The organism is Wenzhouxiangella sp. AB-CW3 (genome assembly GCF_014725735.1).
Lineage (GTDB): Bacteria > Pseudomonadota > Gammaproteobacteria > Xanthomonadales > Wenzhouxiangellaceae > Wenzhouxiangella.
This window is the reverse complement of sequence record NZ_CP061368.1, coordinates 2,787,327-2,804,286: the sequence shown is the minus strand read 5'-3', so window position 1 is coordinate 2,804,286 and position 16,960 is coordinate 2,787,327. Positions and strand designations below refer to the sequence as shown.

The 16,960-nt window shown below is 59.8% G+C and carries 13 protein-coding genes; 8 read left to right on the top strand and 5 right to left on the bottom strand.

The features are described 5' to 3' along the window. The first annotated feature begins 300 nt into the window (after positions 1-300). Complete coding sequence (locus IC757_RS12195) at positions 301-3,036, top strand: TonB-dependent receptor (protein WP_190974581.1); 2,736 nt, start codon at positions 301-303, stop codon at positions 3,034-3,036. Positions 3,037-3,098: 62 nt separating this feature from the next. Here IC757_RS12195 and IC757_RS12190 read toward each other — a convergent pair whose 3' ends face one another. The 4 genes from IC757_RS12190 to IC757_RS12175 all read right to left on the bottom strand — a co-directional run bounded on the left by IC757_RS12190 (position 3,099) and on the right by IC757_RS12175 (position 9,535). Next, positions 3,099-4,721: a glycoside hydrolase family 19 protein gene (locus IC757_RS12190; protein ID WP_190974580.1), complete on the bottom strand. Its 1,623-nt coding sequence runs from the start codon at positions 4,719-4,721 to the stop codon at positions 3,099-3,101. Between the two features lie 14 nt (positions 4,722-4,735). Beyond that, positions 4,736-7,210 (bottom strand): beta-N-acetylhexosaminidase, encoded by a 2,475-nt coding sequence (locus tag IC757_RS12185; RefSeq protein ID WP_190974579.1) that lies wholly within the window; start codon positions 7,208-7,210, stop codon positions 4,736-4,738. 223 nt (positions 7,211-7,433) lie between these two features. Continuing rightward, positions 7,434-8,444, bottom strand: a complete 1,011-nt coding sequence (locus IC757_RS12180; RefSeq protein ID WP_190974578.1) for a M48 family metallopeptidase — start codon at positions 8,442-8,444, stop codon at positions 7,434-7,436. Further along, a complete protein-coding gene (locus IC757_RS12175; RefSeq protein WP_190974577.1) occupies positions 8,444-9,535 on the bottom strand; it encodes a YjgN family protein in 1,092 nt (363 codons plus the stop codon). Before IC757_RS12175 ends, IC757_RS12180 begins: the two co-directional genes overlap by 1 nt. Positions 9,536-10,090: 555 nt before the next feature. Between IC757_RS12175 and IC757_RS12170 the strand changes: the two genes are divergently transcribed. Next, the gene (locus IC757_RS12170; RefSeq protein ID WP_190974576.1) at positions 10,091-11,890 is read left to right on the top strand and encodes a hypothetical protein; all 1,800 of its coding nucleotides are present in this window, start codon (positions 10,091-10,093) and stop codon (positions 11,888-11,890) included. 119 nt (positions 11,891-12,009) lie between these two features. Here IC757_RS12170 and IC757_RS12165 read toward each other — a convergent pair whose 3' ends face one another. Beyond that, entirely contained in the window at positions 12,010-13,050 is a 1,041-nt protein-coding gene (locus tag IC757_RS12165) for a CDP-6-deoxy-delta-3,4-glucoseen reductase (RefSeq protein ID WP_190974575.1), read from the bottom strand. Between the two features lie 149 nt (positions 13,051-13,199). Here IC757_RS12165 and IC757_RS12160 point away from each other — a divergent pair, with 149 nt between their 5' ends. From IC757_RS12160 to rplM, 6 genes are all read left to right on the top strand, one after another. After that, positions 13,200-13,526, top strand: a complete 327-nt coding sequence (locus IC757_RS12160; RefSeq protein WP_190974574.1) for a DUF2007 domain-containing protein — start codon at positions 13,200-13,202, stop codon at positions 13,524-13,526. Then, positions 13,519-14,298, top strand: coding sequence for a lysophospholipid acyltransferase family protein (locus IC757_RS12155; protein ID WP_190974573.1), 780 nt, complete (start codon positions 13,519-13,521; stop codon positions 14,296-14,298). Before IC757_RS12160 ends, IC757_RS12155 begins: the two co-directional genes overlap by 8 nt. After that, positions 14,291-15,289 (top strand): YheT family hydrolase, encoded by a 999-nt coding sequence (locus IC757_RS12150; protein WP_190974572.1) that lies wholly within the window; start codon positions 14,291-14,293, stop codon positions 15,287-15,289. Before IC757_RS12155 ends, IC757_RS12150 begins: the two co-directional genes overlap by 8 nt. A 61-nt stretch (positions 15,290-15,350) precedes the next feature. After that, positions 15,351-16,058 (top strand): YdiY family protein, encoded by a 708-nt coding sequence (locus IC757_RS12145; RefSeq protein WP_190974571.1) that lies wholly within the window; start codon positions 15,351-15,353, stop codon positions 16,056-16,058. A 14-nt stretch (positions 16,059-16,072) separates the two neighbouring features. Continuing rightward, the gene (locus IC757_RS12140) at positions 16,073-16,417 is read left to right on the top strand and encodes a (2Fe-2S) ferredoxin domain-containing protein (RefSeq protein WP_190974570.1); all 345 of its coding nucleotides are present in this window, start codon (positions 16,073-16,075) and stop codon (positions 16,415-16,417) included. A gap of 94 nt (positions 16,418-16,511) precedes the next feature. Next, the gene (rplM, locus tag IC757_RS12135) at positions 16,512-16,940 is read left to right on the top strand and encodes a 50S ribosomal protein L13 (protein ID WP_190974569.1); all 429 of its coding nucleotides are present in this window, start codon (positions 16,512-16,514) and stop codon (positions 16,938-16,940) included. Positions 16,941-16,960: the final 20 nt, after the last annotated feature.

Below are 16,960 nucleotides of genomic sequence, written 5' to 3'. Positions count from 1 at the left end.
GCGCTGGATCCGGCAGCATTGCGGCTGGAGCATATCACTTCCTCAAACCGGATCATGCTTTGCCAGTTCCCGGTGCTCGTTGATGATCGAGACCATTTGCATACTCGACGCAAATCCGCTATAAAGAAATTATGACAGCGTTGTCATGCTATTTGGCATCTCTGTCATGAGATGAGGCTCTCCACTTTGTTTGGTGCCCATCCAGAGGGTGTCCGAAGACGAATTGCCATCAACAAGTCTTTGAATATCCGTTGGTTTGTGGGTCTTTGCTCTAGGGGTTTCGTCCGCCTGAGATGGCCAATGTCCTGTTCGCAGGAACGACTCGACATACATGACAAGAGGGAAGTTTTAGTGTTCTCAGAATCTATTCTCACAAGAAAATTGGTCCTGGCAATTGGCGCCGGGTTGATTGGAATGCAGTGCGGCGTCCTGTACGCTCAGGATGAGACGGAGTCCGAAGAGGAAGCGGATGGGGCACAACTCGAAGTAATCACAGTGACCGCAACACGTAACGTGACGGACCTGATGAGAACCCCGCTTGCCATCACCGCGCTGGATTCTGAGGCGCTGGTGCGTCAGAACACCTTGACACTCCAGGACATGGACGGCATGGCGCCCAATATCGAGTTCGGTCACTCGCAAGGCGATTCTGGGGTGCAAATTGGTATTCGAGGCGTTACGTCCACAAATTTCACCGAGATTGGCGATCCAGCAGTCGGTGTCCACATTGATGGAATCTATTCACCTCGTCCACAAGGTGCGCTGGCCCTGATGTTTGACCTGGACCGAGTGGAGATCCTCCGCGGCGCACAGGGAACATTGTTCGGTCGGAACTCAACAGCCGGTGTGGTCAATGTGGTTCCGGCCAGGCCGGATTTTGATGACAGCTATGGCTGGTCCAGCTTTCAGCTTAGCAATTTCAATGGAAAGCAGTTTCGTTCTGTATACAACCTGGCTGTCACGGAGAATTTCGCTCTAAGAGGCGCTCTGATGATTGACAAGCGTGACGGCTTTATTCACCAGGAGCGTGACCTGACTGATCGTGGGCCTTTTGTTTCCGATGGTGAAGGAGGCGGTAACTTTACTCCGGATGGAAATCCTGATGTCGACCAGCGCTTCAATCGTGAGCTTGATCCCAGTGAGTACTACCACAACTCCAATCAGTGGGGTGCCCGCCTGACCGGTTTGTGGCGGATTGCAGCCAATCACCGCCTGACCCTGGGCTACGAACGATTCAAGAACATGGGGGCCGGTGGCATCGGCATGAAGGACTGCGATGCCGCCGAGGGAACCCGCTGGGCTTGTAACGAGCACGGGCAGTGGTACGCGCTGGTTAATGTGCCTGGGAAAATCGATATGACCATTGACACCCTCCGGGCGCTGTACCAATGGAATCTGAACGATTCAACAGACATCGAATATCGGGTCGGATATGCGCTTCAGCAACGCTATCAGCAGCATGATACGGATGCGGGTCTTCATCCCCTGAAAGAAGATGTCGATATCATGCATCCGTGGGGCAACTGGGGGCGTCAACATGTGATTGACCGTGCCAATTTCACGTTGGAATCCGACTTTGGGTCATGGGTGAACGAACTTCAGTTCCGCCAGGAATTTGATCGACTGAACTATGTTGCCGGTTTGTTCTGGCTGCATGAAGACAACTCCATTGTCTTCGCTCAGGATCGTTTGGTTGAGGCGCCCTGGGGCATGCCGCATGGCAATCTCTATGTTCAGCCCAGCCGAGTCATTGACTCGCGTGCTGCCTTTGCCCAGGCGGACTATCGCTTTACAGACCGCTTGACCGGCACGATTGGCTATCGACATAGTTGGGACAGGCGCAGTGACAACGAAGGCGCGACTTACGGGGCATGGGACGATGGTGAGTTTGCCGAGTACGATTTTGGCTGGTACTACAATGGCCTGCATGTCCCCCCCAACCTGGGTTTCGCGGCGGCGCACAGCGGCAATGACCTGACCCTGGGAATGGGGCCGTTTGCGGGCCCGAGCGCTTATCCAGGGCCGACTATCAATACCTTTAGCCAGAGCTGGGAGCAGGGCACTTATCGTGTTGGCCTGCAGTATGAAATCGACCATGAACGTATGGTCTTTTCGTCCCTGGCGACGGGTTACCGGCCGGGTGGTTTTGGCGACCGGTTTGATACCTGTGGTGGCCGGCCCTGTGCCGACCCTGACCTGACCGATTCAGAAGAGCGGTTCAGTTATCTGGAATATGACGCAGAGCGTACCAGAAACTTTGAGATTGGCTATAAGGGTAGCCATTTGAATCGCCGGTTGAACTTCAGCGCGGTCTACTTCCATACCCGCTATCAGGATATGCATTTCACGGCCATGCACGCCGTGGGCCAGAATATCCCCGCTCAGGAGTGTCCGGACTGGAACCCTGCGTGCGATATTGTGGATGCCTGGAAGACCGAGAATATTGGTGAGGCGACCATTCAGGGGCTGGAGATTGAGTTCAACGCAGTACCATGGGACGGTGGCCGGATCAACGGCTTTTTCTCCTGGATGGACAGCAATGTGGACAGCTACCCAACCTTTGATGATAACTGGATGTGCGGTTATCGTGAAGAGATGGGTGCTGAGCCGTGCGCGGACATTTACATGGGGCCGGAGACTGAGAAGCGTGGCCGTCGAATCCTGGATGTCCGTGGTCATCGTCTGCCACGCACGCCCAAGTTCACCGTTGGCGTGAATCTGTCGCAGGACTTTGATCTGGCGCGAGACCTAACCCTGACACCGTGGCTTGGTGTGACCTGGAAGGACAAGCAGTACTTTACCGTTCGAAATCTGGATAACCCGCATATTGGTGATTTCCAGAGCTCTTATACCAACGTCAATGCCTCTCTCCGGCTGGCCTCAGTCCGTTCGGACTGGCATGTCGAAGCCTATGGAACAAACCTGACCAACAACGTGGTTAAGAACTGGATGGGGCAGGGCTTGACCGGTGGCTTCACTTTCAATTCGTTCAACCCGCCACGGATGTACGGTATTCGATTTCAAGTCGCCTATTGACGATGTGAACGCCCGGCCACTGTGGCCGGGCAATCACCCGGCATGCGAGTTCTTGTGCCGGGTTAGCACATGAGCTTGTTGCCCGGCGTGGCGCCCAGTTTATGCACATAGTCCTGATAGAGTTCGATCCGGCTTTGAACCTGCTCCGGATTGCCGCCCTCACACTCGAGGCTGCCGTTGATGGACCGGATGGTTTCCCCGAAACCTTTTTCGTTGACCATGGCGTGGTGCGAGGTCATGGTGCCGGGGCCTTTGCGACTCATCCAGTACCAGAGTGCGGTTTGCCAGGTGATGGTGGGGTTTTCCGCAACCAGCTCCGGCTGGCCCCAGAGATCCAGGCCGAGCGCTCTGCCGGCGTCACAGTAGTTGGCGTTCCAGCTCAACTGAATGGGGCCGCGCCCGTAGTATTGCTTGCCGGGCGCACAGACGCCGCAAGGAGTGGCGCTGTCGGAACAGTAGTCGCCGCGATAGATTTCCTTGAGGTAAGTTAGCGCATAGGTCTCGTGGGAAAAGTTGGCCAGGGCGGCGGCAATCTCGCGTTTGCGCACCTCTTTGCTTCCAGTGGTAGCGAATGCCGGGAACTGGCCCGAGGCCGCCAGCAAGCCGCTGTAGCTGTACAGCTCCTTGCGCTCCGGGAACAGCTCATCAAACAGGGTGTTGGGTAGCAGGTCGCCCAGGTGCGGCTGTGTCGGGTCGGGTCGCTGAATCTCGAATGTCTCGATGTTTCCTCGCTGCTGCATGGTGACGTAGAAGCGCAGCTTGTCACCGGTTTCCTCGATCGCCAGGTTGGTCGGGAAGCGGCCGTGCAAGGGGATGTCTGGCAGGCGTCGACCGTCTGGTGCGAAGACCGCCAGGGTGCCAGCGCCGTAGCGGGCAATGTAGAGAATGCCTTTTGAATCGACCTTCATGCCGTCCAGTCCGGCGTCGACAAACTCGTAGATGACCTGCTTGTTGCTCAGTAGCCCGTCTTCGCCTACGTCATACTGGTACAGCAACCGTTGTGCACTTTCGTTGACATACAGGCGGGTTTCATCCGGGCTGAGCTCGATGCCGTTGGTGGTGCCCACATCCGACTCAATCTGGACAAAGTCACCATCGGGGCTCAATGCCCAAAGTTGTCCGGCCGAGTTGGCCCAGTCCGGGTCGCTGGCATAAATCCAGCCAGACCTGGCGACGGCGATATCGTTGGGCTGGTGCATGTCACTGTTGTGGTGACGTTCGAGGATGGCGGTGTCGTTCGGATCAATCTTGAAGATATTGTGGCCGGTATAGTCTGCCACCCACATGGCGCCGTCTTCGTCAAACCGGATGGCATTGGGGATACTGCCCTCGGGCATTTCCAGAAAGGTCTCACTGGTATTCTTGGCTGTCACCCGGCCAATGGTGCCCTGACGCTCATGGTTTACCGCGTAGAGGTGACCGTCCGGCCCTATGGCCGGTCCTTCTATCCCGTCGGTGAAGGTGCCCTCGGCCACCCAGTCGGTAGAGAGCGCCAGTGAGCCTTCTTCAACTTCTACCCGATCGCGGATCTGGGGCTGATCAGTCGACTGCTCTTCGTGCCTGGGCAGTGAGCAGCCTTGCAGGCCAATGCTGGCTGCCAGCAAGGCCAACGCGGCCGAAGGCAAGAGCCGGGAGCTGGATGCACCATCGGCTTCGGATCGCGTCAAAGATGAGCGTTTGGCCATGAAACGGACTCCGGTCAGTATGATTCGTTGCCGTCGCTTTGGGCCTGTGCCTGAAGCAGCAGCTGTTGATTGACCAACTGCTCGACCGGGTAGGCCAGGGCGACGACAACTTCTTCTTCGATCTGCTGTGCCTGGTGTAGCTCGGCGCGAGCACGATGCAGGAGCGATGCGCTGACCGTCTCGCCTTGCACGTGGTTCTCCAGCATCAGCCGGCCCCAGGCCGCAGTGGTGCGGACACGTTCGGCCAGCGTCGCCAGGCTACCCGGGTCGCCCTGCTCTTCGATCTTTTCGAGCAACCTCAGGGAATGGTGTTCCCAGCGCTGCAAGTCGCCATAGAGCTTTTCGAAGCGGGCATTCTCCTCCGGTTCCTGTAGCCATTGGTTCAAGGTATCTTGCCAGTCGCGCAAGGCGAAGCTTTCCGAGGGCAGCGCATCAACAAAGCGATCGAGCGGGTCGCGCCGGGAATAGCTTTCATAGGTCGACTTTTCGTGATGCCGATGGTAGTACTGGGCGGGTTCTACAGCCTCTGCCAGTACCCGGGCGAGCGGATACTGCTCGGCGGTGGTCACCCGGGCAATGCCGCGATGCATTTGCTCGTAGTGCTGCAATCCGACGGAGGCTTCGGACCAGGCGGATACCGCCTGAAGGCGTCGGTACATGGCGTCCTCATCGCGCTGCTCGCTGTTTGACCAAAGGCGCTCGGCGACAGCAAATGCGCGCGGCCAGAGGCGGCGGTCAATGCTGTCCTCGTTGATGATTTCGCTCCAGAGTGCGATCTCCCCCCCGAGCACCCGCTGCCGACTCACTTCATCGAGTACAACGGGCTCTTTGCCTTCCGGGGGCTGAGCGCTATCTTCGCCGGAGTGGGCAACGCGCTCGCCGTAAGCCCGGTAGGGTGCGTTGCCGACGATCATGTCGCCGCCCAGTTGGTCGTCCTCAAGGGTCAGGCGGGCTCGCACCGGGCCCATCCAGGTGTCGAGCTCGAACCAGACATAGCCCGCCTCGACCCTGAGATTGTCCATCATTTGGCGGGAGCGGCCATCGAAGTCGATAAAGCCTCGGCCTTGCTCCTGCCCGGCCTCTATCAGGGTCAGCTTGCCGGTAATGGCGGAACCGCGCTTGCGCGGCAGCTCAAACTGCCAGATTTCCCAGGACTCATCTCTTGCTACCTGGTCCCGTCCGGCAAGGGGTTGGGCGAAGAAGCGGTTGCGATAGTGGTAGCCCGCTGGCTGCGGTTGATCCAGGTAAAAGCCGGTGGAGAGAATAGCCGGGTGCCCGACCCGGGCCGCCTGGCCCAGCGAGTCGGCGCCGCGCCATGATTGAACGGCAGTGTGGCGGGGCAGATCTGGGTGCAGCACTTCGTCCCAGCCGATCATTTTGCGGTCCAGTTCGGCGAGAATGTCGCTGATACGCTGGTTGAAGTAGGCGTGAAGTGCGTCGGAGTCGGCCAGGCCCCGGGACTTGCGGAAAGCCTGAATGTCGGGGTTTTCCTCCCAGTCGCGTGGGTCGACCTCATCGCCACCAATGTGCACATAGTCGAAGGGAAACAGTTCGGCGACCTCGGCCAGGATGGTGCGGGCGAAATCGTAGACTGCATCTTCGGCCGGGTTGAGCAGCGGGCGGTGTACCCCCCAGCGCTCTTCCAACTCATAGGGTCCGGGCTGGGACATGAGTTCGGGGTAGGCCACGCCGATGGCGGTGCTGTGTCCGGGCATATCGATTTCCGGCATCACCTGAATGCCGCGCTCGGCGGCGTAGGCCACGACCTCACGTACTTCGTCTCGGGTGTAGTATTGGCCACCGGAGGCCTTTTCGTGCAGTTTGGGGTAGGCCCTGGATTCCAGGCGCCACCCCTGATCATCGGTCAGATGCCAGTGGAAGACATTGAGCTTGGCCGCCGCCATGCCATCGATCTGGCGCTTGACCGTCTCAACCGAGAAAAAGTGGCGGGAAGAATCCAGCAGTAGACCACGCCAGGGAAAGCGCGGCTCATCGACGATACTCACTGCCGGCACTGACACCTGCGTCGCCTCTTTTGTGCCGAACAGTTGCAGGATCGTTTCCAGGCCGTGATAAATCCCGAACTGGGTTTGTGCATGCAGGTCGATGCCGTGTCGGTCGATGCGCAAGCGGTAGGATTCTTGATTGGGTGTCATTTGTGACATGCGCTGGAACGGCTCAATCAGCTCTTCGACAGAGATATTCAACGACTTGCGCTGGTCGCCGGGCTCCAGGTCGGCCAGCCTGGTGCCGGTCTGTCGTTCCAGCCGATCGGCAAAACGTTCAATGGCAGCAGCGAGCGCCTGCTCGGTTCCCTGGCTGCCAAAGTGGATGGCCATGTCAGCATCCAGAATAAAGTGACCCTCAAGCCGCTCCAGTTTCTGGGGGCAGGGCATCAGGGGGAGGCCGTCGGTGCTGGCTGAGTGCAGGCTGCCTGCCAACGCTAGCGCCAATGCCGCCACGATACTGCGCCAAATCCAATGCTTCATGATTTATGCGTGTCTGCCTGCTGCCACTTGAGACAAGAAGGCAGTTTAGCGTACACGTGCTGGGTAAAGAAGAGCAGGCTATTAATATTAATATTCAACCGGCAACGAAATACCTACGGTATTCGTTGCGCGGCATTTGCGGGACATGTCCGAAAATGCCTTCTTTTCGCGGCCCCGGCCGTTCCGGCCGGGCATTAACCCAGCAACCTGTTTGGTTGCCGGGTTAATAGTCCGAACCTGAAGCGCGCGCCTGGTCTATGCGTTCCTGGGTTGGCGGGTGTGACGACAGGTAGTGGAATTCGGATTCTCGTGCCCGGTCTTTATCGTCAACCAGCCGTTCCAGCGCTTCGGCAAAATCTTCCGGGGAGTTTCCGGTGTGTTTCAGAAGCTCCAGTGCAAAGGCATCGGCTTCGCGCTCGAAGTCCCGGGAGTAGTGATTGTTGGCCAGAAACGTCGGCACACCGGCAGTCAGGGCAGTCACGCCGCTCAGGTCACCGAGTGCAAGACTCAGCACCACGAAAACCGAAGCCGACTGGGCCACGGATCGCATGGTGTGGCGATGTTCAAGGTGACCGATCTCATGGGCCATGACGGCTACGGTCAGACGGTCTTCTTCAAACAACTCCACCAGCCCGTCGGTCACGATCACGACTCCCCCGGGCAAGGCCAGCGCATTGGGCATATCGCCCCAACGCGCAAACCTGAGTTCGTAGTCGCGATTCTCGGGCAGGGCGGAGAGCAGTTCATTGAACGCTGCCTGCAGCCGATTCCGGGTTGCATGGGGGAGCTCTGACTCTCGCATGCCCATGAGCTCGAGAATGGTGGGAACCTGCTGCCCGAGCAAATGCTCTGCCTCCATGGGCAAACGCTTGGCTGCCTGATCGCCTACCCACGGTACGGCGTGGGTAAAGAACAGTACCGAGGCCAGCGCGGTCACCACGACCGCGCCCAGTGCGGCGCCCCAGTGTTGCTCGAGTCGGTGGACAAGACGTTCCAGGCCGGATGAGCCTGGAAACAGAGCATCTATCGCTTCGTTGTCCTCGCTGAAGATCAGTCCGCCGTCGGGCAGCTCAAGACTGCGTGCGCTGTCTCCCAGCCTGGTGGGGACATGGATTTCATCCGCCCGGTATTCCAGATCGAGGTCTTGCCCCGTGACGCGCACGACATCGCCGAATCGCGCCACCCGAACCGGGTGGCGCCGACTGCTCAGACCATCTTGATAAAACGCCTCCATTACAAGCCGATATCAACGTCGAGGACGTCGCCGACCTCTGCCCCGATGGCTTGTTCGTCAGCGGCGGCCTGGCCGGCAAAGTGTTCGAAATCATCGGGCCCGACCAGCGCCAGGCACGAAGCGCGGTAGCGAGCCATTCGTACGCGTGCCCAGGGGATCGCCAGGCCCAGCGAGAAAGACACGGCCAGGGCGTTGCTGATCAACAGCCAGGCCATTTCTCTAGTCCTGAGGCTGGAGCGTAGCTGGTAGGCGTCCAGGCGGGTGTTGTTGTAGACGGTATTAGTGATTCGCGTGTAGACGAATATGCCGATCAGGAAAGCCCCCAGGTAGAAAGCCACACCCATCAGGCCGGTCAGGCCGGCAAAGATGATGTCGTCACCCGCATCGCCGAGGCCGAACATGACAAGCATCGCCAGGGCGATCAGCACCGCGACGCCCACCAGCATGCCAATGATCGAACCCCAGGCAATCAGGTAGGTTTCATAGAAGGGCCGCGTCAGGTTGCCGATCTCGAAGCGATGAGTGCCAAACGAGTGATTGCCCACCAGGTAGCGCTTCTGCCAGCCCTTGATCAGTGGATAGGCCAGGCCTAGGGTGAGAATCACCAGCAGGATGGAGAACAGGTAATACTTGTAGGCGCCGGCATAACTGCCGTTGAAACGGAACCTGACTCCGCGCCAGGACGAGTAGCGTGCACGAAAGCGCAGGCTTCGGACCAGCAGTGCGGGCACGAGGCACGCTACTGCAAGAAAGAGGGCCGGCGTCAGCAGTGGAAAGAAATACTCTGAAACGACGTACAGTGCGAATACCGTGAAGGCAATCAGGCGTCCCAGCAGGATGGGCAGGGGACGGGCGGAGTACTCGAATGGCGCATTGGCCACGCGAGTGTTTGCATAGAAATATCGTCGGGTCCTGACCGTGGCCCAGGCAGAATAGATGCCCAGGGTCAGGATGCTCAAAGCCACATTGACGATCCAGATACGAAAGTATTCTCCCGCGGTGCCCGAAAAGCTGAAATTGTGGTTTAGTACTTCCGGTTGCGACTCGATTTCCGCATTCAGTGTCGGTTCCTTGCGGACTGCCTGGTCCATCTCGATGCTCTCCCTCATGATTAAAAAAGTAGGTCTGACCCGGCGATGGCGGACGAAGCCGCTGCCGGGCCGTTTCACAATTAAACGGCGCCAGCTCTGGGGGCGAGCCCCTGCCAGGTGGAGCCTCATTCGCGGGCTCTGAACGACCGGCATACCAGGGTATGCGTAAAGCCTCCCATTTTTGCCTCACAGCACGACCCTGGAATACCCGAGCCGGGGACGGATGCCCATGGCGCGACTGCCCGTGCCCGGCGACTCGAAGTGCCCGCTCCTGCCCGTGGGTGCTGGTCCGAGCCCCACGCAGCCCACGCTTTTCATGATGACACAAGCGAGAGTGTCGATACAGGCTGAGTTGCCCCGTTGGGTTGTAGGAAATTTCCTATATCCAGTATGGCTTGCTTGGAGTTCCGGATGCACCATGTCGGGTTAATAATGGCAGCAACGTCCCGCCGATCTCGTTTGAAGCGGGTAGACATGAACCGGAGAAGTAAGGTGAGGCCTTGCAAGGAATTTAGTCTGAAAGGGGGTGCCGTGGTCGTGGTAATCCTGGGGTTGATGATGCAAGCAGTCCCGGCAGACGACGGTCGCGAGTCGCCCCCGCGGCAGAGTCCGTCGATGCTGTGGGTTGGCAATGATTCTACCGCCTGCGACCACGCCAGCCTGGCGCAGGCCATCAGCGCGGCTGACCCAGGTGACACCATTCGGGTAGCGCGGGATCAGGATTATCGCAACACACCTTATGAAATTGACAAGTCCTTGACCGTCTCGGGTGGGTGGGACGGCTGCGGACAGGGGCGTGACCCCGGCAATCGCAGCGATCTTTCAGCGACCTTCAACTCCAGAGTCATCGAAATTTCCCATCCGAATTCGACGGTCAGCCTGGACGTCGAACTTGAGAATCTGAATGTTGCGGCTGGCGTTTCATTGACCGATGGTGGCGGCATCATCATCTCGGGCCCTCATGAGGTGACCCTGCGCGAGACACTCATTGGAGCTAACCGGGCCGAAGGCAATGGCGGTGGCATTGCCGTCCATGATGGTGCCCTGCTGCGCCTGGAAGGCAGCAATGATATCGCCCTGAACAGGGCCGACAACGACGAGGAGGACGATGATGCAGCGGGCAGTGGTGGAGGCATTGCTTGCTGGGGCGGGGCAGCGGTTCGCGCCGGCCAGGGCGCCATGATTCGCAACAATACGGCACGTCTGGATGGTGGTGGAATCTTCGCGGAAGACTGTGATGTGGAGTTTGCCTCCGGAGGAAGCGGAAACCTCGGTATCCGCAACAACGAGGCCGAGGAGGGCCGGGGTGGTGGAATCTATTTCGAAGGCAATGGCGAGTTGGTGCTCGACGGTGCAGACGAGCAGCTGAGTGATCCGTCCCATCCTGTGACCATTGCCGGCAACACGTCTGCCGGTGGTGGCGGCGGAATCAATATCCGCAATGCCAGTTCGGCCGAGCTGGTCAATACTGTGCTCGAGGGAAACGAGTCAACCAGCTCGAGTGGCGCACCTTCGGCACTCAGCGTATTCAATGCCTCCATCATGATGCGTTCCGAACCCGACGCCCCTTGCCGATTGCAGTTGGTGCCCGGAGGATCGAGCACCTGTTCCAAGGTAATCAACAATGTTGCCGGGGTGGGCTCTTCCCCGGTGGTTCGGTTCTTCTCCCGGACCGATGCCAGTGTGCTGGGCACGGAGATCAGTGGCAACCAGCTGGTCAATGGTCCGGTAGTGTGGCTTGACAACGAATCCGATCTGCTGATGGAGAATTCGCTGATCGTTGACAATGCTCTGTCGGGAGTTGCAAGAGGCGAGGTGATCTATCTATCTTCCTTTAGCCAGCCCACCAGTGCATTCATCCGCTGGACCACATTGGCCGGTCATCATGCAGATCATGAACAGCACCCCTTCATTCGGGCGCGCTCGTCAGCTGATGGTGAAATCGAGCTGTTTCTGGAAGGGCTGGTTCTGGATGACTCCCGTCCCGCCACCCTGGCAATGGAAACGCTGGATGCCGGCGAGGCGAAGCTGCGCAGGGCGGCGTGCATCGTCGGGCCGGACACGCAGTTCCTGGAGAACCAGGCCGAGTCCGATGCCCTGGTCATTGCGCTGATTGACGATGAGCCGATGCTTGAGAACCCGCAACAGGGTAATTTCCGGCCACAGCCCGGATCGCCGGCGGTCGATTTGTGCGACTGGATTGTGGACGGTCCGATTGCGGTGCTGCAACCGCCGGGCATCGATATAGACGGCATGGAGCGCGGAATCCCGAACTCGGAGGAGACATCGACAAGGTATGATGTCGGGGCCTTCGAGTGGCTGGGTCCGGTGATCTTCAGAGATCGCTTCGAGTAGTCGGCTGCGGCAGGCATTGGTTCATCCGAGCCCTGGCGATCCGACAGGCAAGCAGTTCTGCTGCCGTCAGGCCAGCCATTCCGATTGCCAGCATCTCTGGCAGCAGCTTGATGGCCTGCTCAGTCGCGCACAGGCGGAACGTCCGGTGCGAAATCGAAACTGTCGTAGAATAGGCGGTTTTCCGGCACGCCGGAATCGACGAAGGCATGTCGGGCAGCGTGGATCATGGCCGGCGGGCCGGACATGTATATATCGAAGGCCGAAAGGTCGGGGTGGTGCCGGACCACGGCTTCGTGCACGAAACCCCGTTCGCCGGTCCAGCCTTCATCCGGCTTGACAAGGACGGGCACGAAACGGAAGTTGGGCAGTTGCCTGTCCCAGCCTTCAATCAGTTCGCTGGCATAGAGATCGGATGCCCGGCTCACACCCCAGTACAGCGACAGTGGCCGATCATCGCCCGATTCGATCAGTTCCTCGATCATGGATTTGAGCGGCGCAAACCCGGTACCCCCGCCGACCATGATGATGGGCCGATCCGACGAACGCCGTATGAAAAAAGTGCCCAGCGGACCCTCGATACGCAGAATCTCCTTGAGTTGCATATCGTTGAAAACGTGACCGGTGAAGCCGCCGCCATCGACATGCTTGACGTGCAGTTCGATGAAGTCGGGCTCCGAGGGTGCCGAGGCAATGGAAAAAGCACGTCGCTTGCCGCCAGGTTGCAGGATATCGATGTACTGCCCGGCCAGGAACTGCAGCCTTGCCGCTTGCGGCAGCTTGAGCCGAAGGCACATGACTTCCGGCGTGAACTGTTCCATCAGTTCGACACGGGCCGGCAGCAGCCGCACGGGAATGTCGGCGACCTGCTCGATCTCGCGCGCCTCGACCACCAGGTCGCTGTGGGCCACCGCCTGACAGGTCAGGGCCTGGCCGCTGCAGAAATCATCATCTTCCAGGGCGGCCGGCGGATTGTAGGGGTATCCGATTCGCCCCTCGACCAGCCGGCACTTGCAGCTGGCACAGGTGCCGTTCTGGCAACTGTAAGGTAGAACGATGCCCTGGCGGAGCGCTGCGGCAAGAACGGTTTCGCCCGGCCGAGCGCTGAATTCCTTGCCGCTTGCAGCAATGCGGATCCTGTGGTTTCTTCTGGATGGATTCACGGGGTACGGACAATAGAGTGTGGGTCATGGGGCAGGGTCGTTTACCATACGCGATGGTACGCTGCCGGCGATCAATGCCGGGTAATGGTAATGTGTCGCATTTTCTTCTGCCAGCAAAAGGCGCAAATCCCCGATTGTGAAAGACGATCGTGAAGGACTGGACGCGAGTGTTCACCGCCGACAACCCGGTCGAAGTCGGCTTTGTGCGCGGCCTGCTCGAGGCCGAGGGCATCGAGACCCGGGTGCGCAGCATGGAACTGTGGACGGCAGCGGTGGAAATCTACTTTGCCGAAGGAGCGAGACCTTCGGTATGGGTGCGAAAGCATGAGCGCGAAAGAGCCGAAACCATCATCCGCGAGCGCGATCGCAGTCGCGAAGCGGGACAGTCCTGGCGTTGCCGGGGCTGTGGCGAACGACTGGAAGGCCAGTTCACGGCCTGCTGGCGCTGCGGCGCGCCGAGAGGCCGGGATGAGTGAACCCCCGCGCCGCTTTCGGCAACCCTGGCGCCTGATCTGGCGCCTGCCGCTATTTTTCCTGCATGTGCTGATCGGCATTCCGGTGACGCTGTTCTGCTTTTTGCCAGCCGTGGGCCGGGTTCCGGCCGGACCCATGACCATCCGGCAGCGCGCCCACCAGACCTGGCAATCGCTGCTGTTGCGCATTTTTGGTATTCGGTTGCGCATCAGCGGACGACTGCCCGACGGGCCCTGCCTGGTGGTGGCCAACCACATCACCTGGCTGGATATTGTCATACTGCATGCGCTGTGGCCGATGTGGCTGGTGGCCAAGGCTGAAATCGCCCGTTGGCCGCTGATTGGCGCGTTGGCGCGATTGGCCGGCACCCTGTTCATCACTCGCGGCAGCACGGAATCTCGCCGACGTGTGGCGCGGCGAATGAGTGCGCTGCTCAAGCGCGGAGAGCGAGTGGGGATTTTCCCGGAAGGCGGTATTCGGCGCGAGGCCGGCGTGAAGCTGTTTCATGCGCCGCTGTTCGGGCCGGCCATTCGAGTCGGTGTGCCCGTGGTGCCCGTGGCCATTCGTTTCGAGCGCGAAGGGCAAGGCAACCTGCACGACACCGTAGTGTTCGCGCCAGGCGAGAATTTCCTGCGCAACCTGTTGCGAGTCATGGCCGAGCCGCCCATGGTCGGTCGCCTGATGATCGGCCCGCCGCTGATCGATCAGGGCGATGGACGACGCCGGCTTGCCGCGCGCGCCAGAGAGATCGTCAAGAGGTATTACGATGACTGATCCGTCCATCCCCGCGTTCCGGCCGCGAGGCCTGCTGGCCCATCGGCACGTTCAGTCGGTGCTGACCTCCGGGCCATGGCGCCGGCGTAGCATCCGCCGTGCCGCCCGGGACTACCTGCGGCGCAGCCAGCCACGGGTCATCGAAGCCGCCGATGGCACCCGGTTGCTGGGGTTTGCCAATCGTGCCCTGGACAATCGCCGCGATGCCCTGGTCATCCTGCTGCATGGCTGGGAAGGCAGTGTCGATTCAAACTACCTCCTGGGTACAGCGAGGGTGCTGGATGCCGCCGGTTTCGACACTTTTCGGCTCAATTTCCGCGATCATGGCGACTCGCATCACCTGAATGTCGATCTGTTTCACTCCTGCCGCCTCGATGAGGTGCTGGATGCCGTCGCTCAAGTGCAGGCCGGGTACCAGGCAGGCCCGGTATTCCTGGCCGGGTTTTCTCTGGGCGGCAACTTCGCCCTGCGCATCGCCCGGCATGCTCCGGCCCGGGGTGTGGAACTGCACCGGGTCATGGCCGTCTGCCCGGTCATCCGCCCCCGGCACGTGCTGGATTCGCTGGAATCGGGCATGCCACTCTACCAGGGTTACTTTGTTCGCAAGTGGCGCCGCTCGTTGCGAATCAAGCAGGCGCTCTACCCTGAACGCTATGATCTGGCCGAGTGGTTTCGGCTGCGTGACCTGCGCAGCCAGACCGACTGGCTGGTCGAGCACCTGACCGAGTTCTCGAACCTGGACGCCTACCTTGAGGGGTACTCGGTGGCCGGCGACTATCTTCTGGGGCTGGATACGGAGACGCTGGTGGTGACCGCCGAAGACGACCCCATCATTCCCATCTCGGATTTTCATGCGCTGCCCGAAATCGATGCGATGGACCTGGAGGTGCTGCCGCATGGTGGCCATTGCGGCTTTCTGGCCAACTGGCGGCTGGAGAGCTGGATCGAGCTGCGGGTGGTTGAGGAGTTTCGTCGCTACATGGTCCGTTGATCGAGTGCTCCTGGCCAGCAGGTATAATCGCGCGCTGATATCAACCGACTCAGGAGGAGCAATGCTCCGCACAACCCTTTCCGCGCTGCTGATTCTGGGCGTGTCGGCGCCGGCCATGGCCGACTGGACCGGCCTGGGAGAGCTGGGCGTGGTGGCCGCGCGCGGCAACACCGAGACCGATACCGTCAATGGCCGCATCGAACTCGATTACACGCGCGAACGCTGGGCCAACGAGTCGGTGATCAGTGGTGTGTACTCACGCGATGCCGACCGAACCCGCGCCAGCCGCCTGGTGCTGGGCAACAAGACCGACTACAATCTGAGTGAGCGCAGCTACCTGCTGGGTGCGCTGCGTTACGATCGCGATCGCTTTACCGATTTCAGCTACCAGACCACCGCCTCCCTGGGTTACGGCCATCGCTTCTTTGATACCGACCGGCACAAGCTTCGTGGCGAGATCGGCCCGGGTGTGCGCTATGCCGAGTTCCGCGATAGTGGGGAGAACGACACCGATTTCATCGTCCGCGGGTTTCTCAACTACTCCTGGCAAATCTCCGAGACCGCCGAGCTGAAGAACCGCCTGCTGGTCGAGAGTTCCACCGACAACACGTTTACCGAAAATGAGCTGTCGGTGCAGGTGGCCATCAATGATCGTCTCGCCCTGAAAGCCGGCCTGGCGGTTCGCCACAATTCCGATGTCGAGCCGGGAACCCGCAACACCGACACCCTTACGACAGCCAACCTGGTCTACAACTTCCGGCGCAACTGAGGCATAGTCAGGCCATGGACTATTACCGGCATCATCTGTTCTTCTGCACCAACAAGCGTGCCGATGGCGCCGAACGCCCTTCCTGCGGCCATTGCGACTCGGCTCGACTGCGCGGCTACACCAAGGCGCGACTGAAAGAACTGGGGCTGGCCGGGCCGGGCGGTGCCCGGGCCAACACCACGAGCTGCCTGGACCGCTGCGAAGAGGGGCCGTGCCTGGTGGTCTACCCGGAAGGAGTGTGGTACACCTACATCGACGAGTCCGATCTTGACGAAATCATCGAGTCGCACCTTGTCGGTGGCCGGCCGGTGGCGCGCCTGCGCTTGGCCGAACCGGAAGAGGGTGCCGAGGGGCGTTGAATCGCCGCATCCGGTGCTGTTGCGGGCCGGACATTCTTCCTGTAGAATTCCCGCTCTTTGCTACAGCGACTTTATCTGCGAGCGGATTGAACCCATGAAAACCTACAGCGCCAGGGCGCAGGACGTGCGTCGTCAATGGCATCTCATCGATGCCGAGGGCAAGACGCTGGGCCGGCTGGCCACCGAAGTGGCCCGTCGCCTGCGCGGCAAGCACAAGCCCGAGTTCACGCCCCATGTGGATACCGGTGATTACGTCGTCATCATCAATGCCGAGAAGATTCACGTCACCGGCAAGAAGATGAGCGACAAGATCTATCACCATCACACCGGCTACATCGGCAATCTCAAGTCCATCAGCCTGGAAAAGCAGCTGGACAAGCGCCCCGAGAAGGTCATTCAGCTGGCCGTCAAGGGCATGATGCCGCGCGGACCGCTGGGTCGTGCCATGCTTTCCAAGCTCAAGGTCTATGCCGGCCCCGAGCATCCGCATGTCGCGCAGCAGCCGCAGCCGCTGGAACTGTGAATTTTTGAGGAAATTGTAAG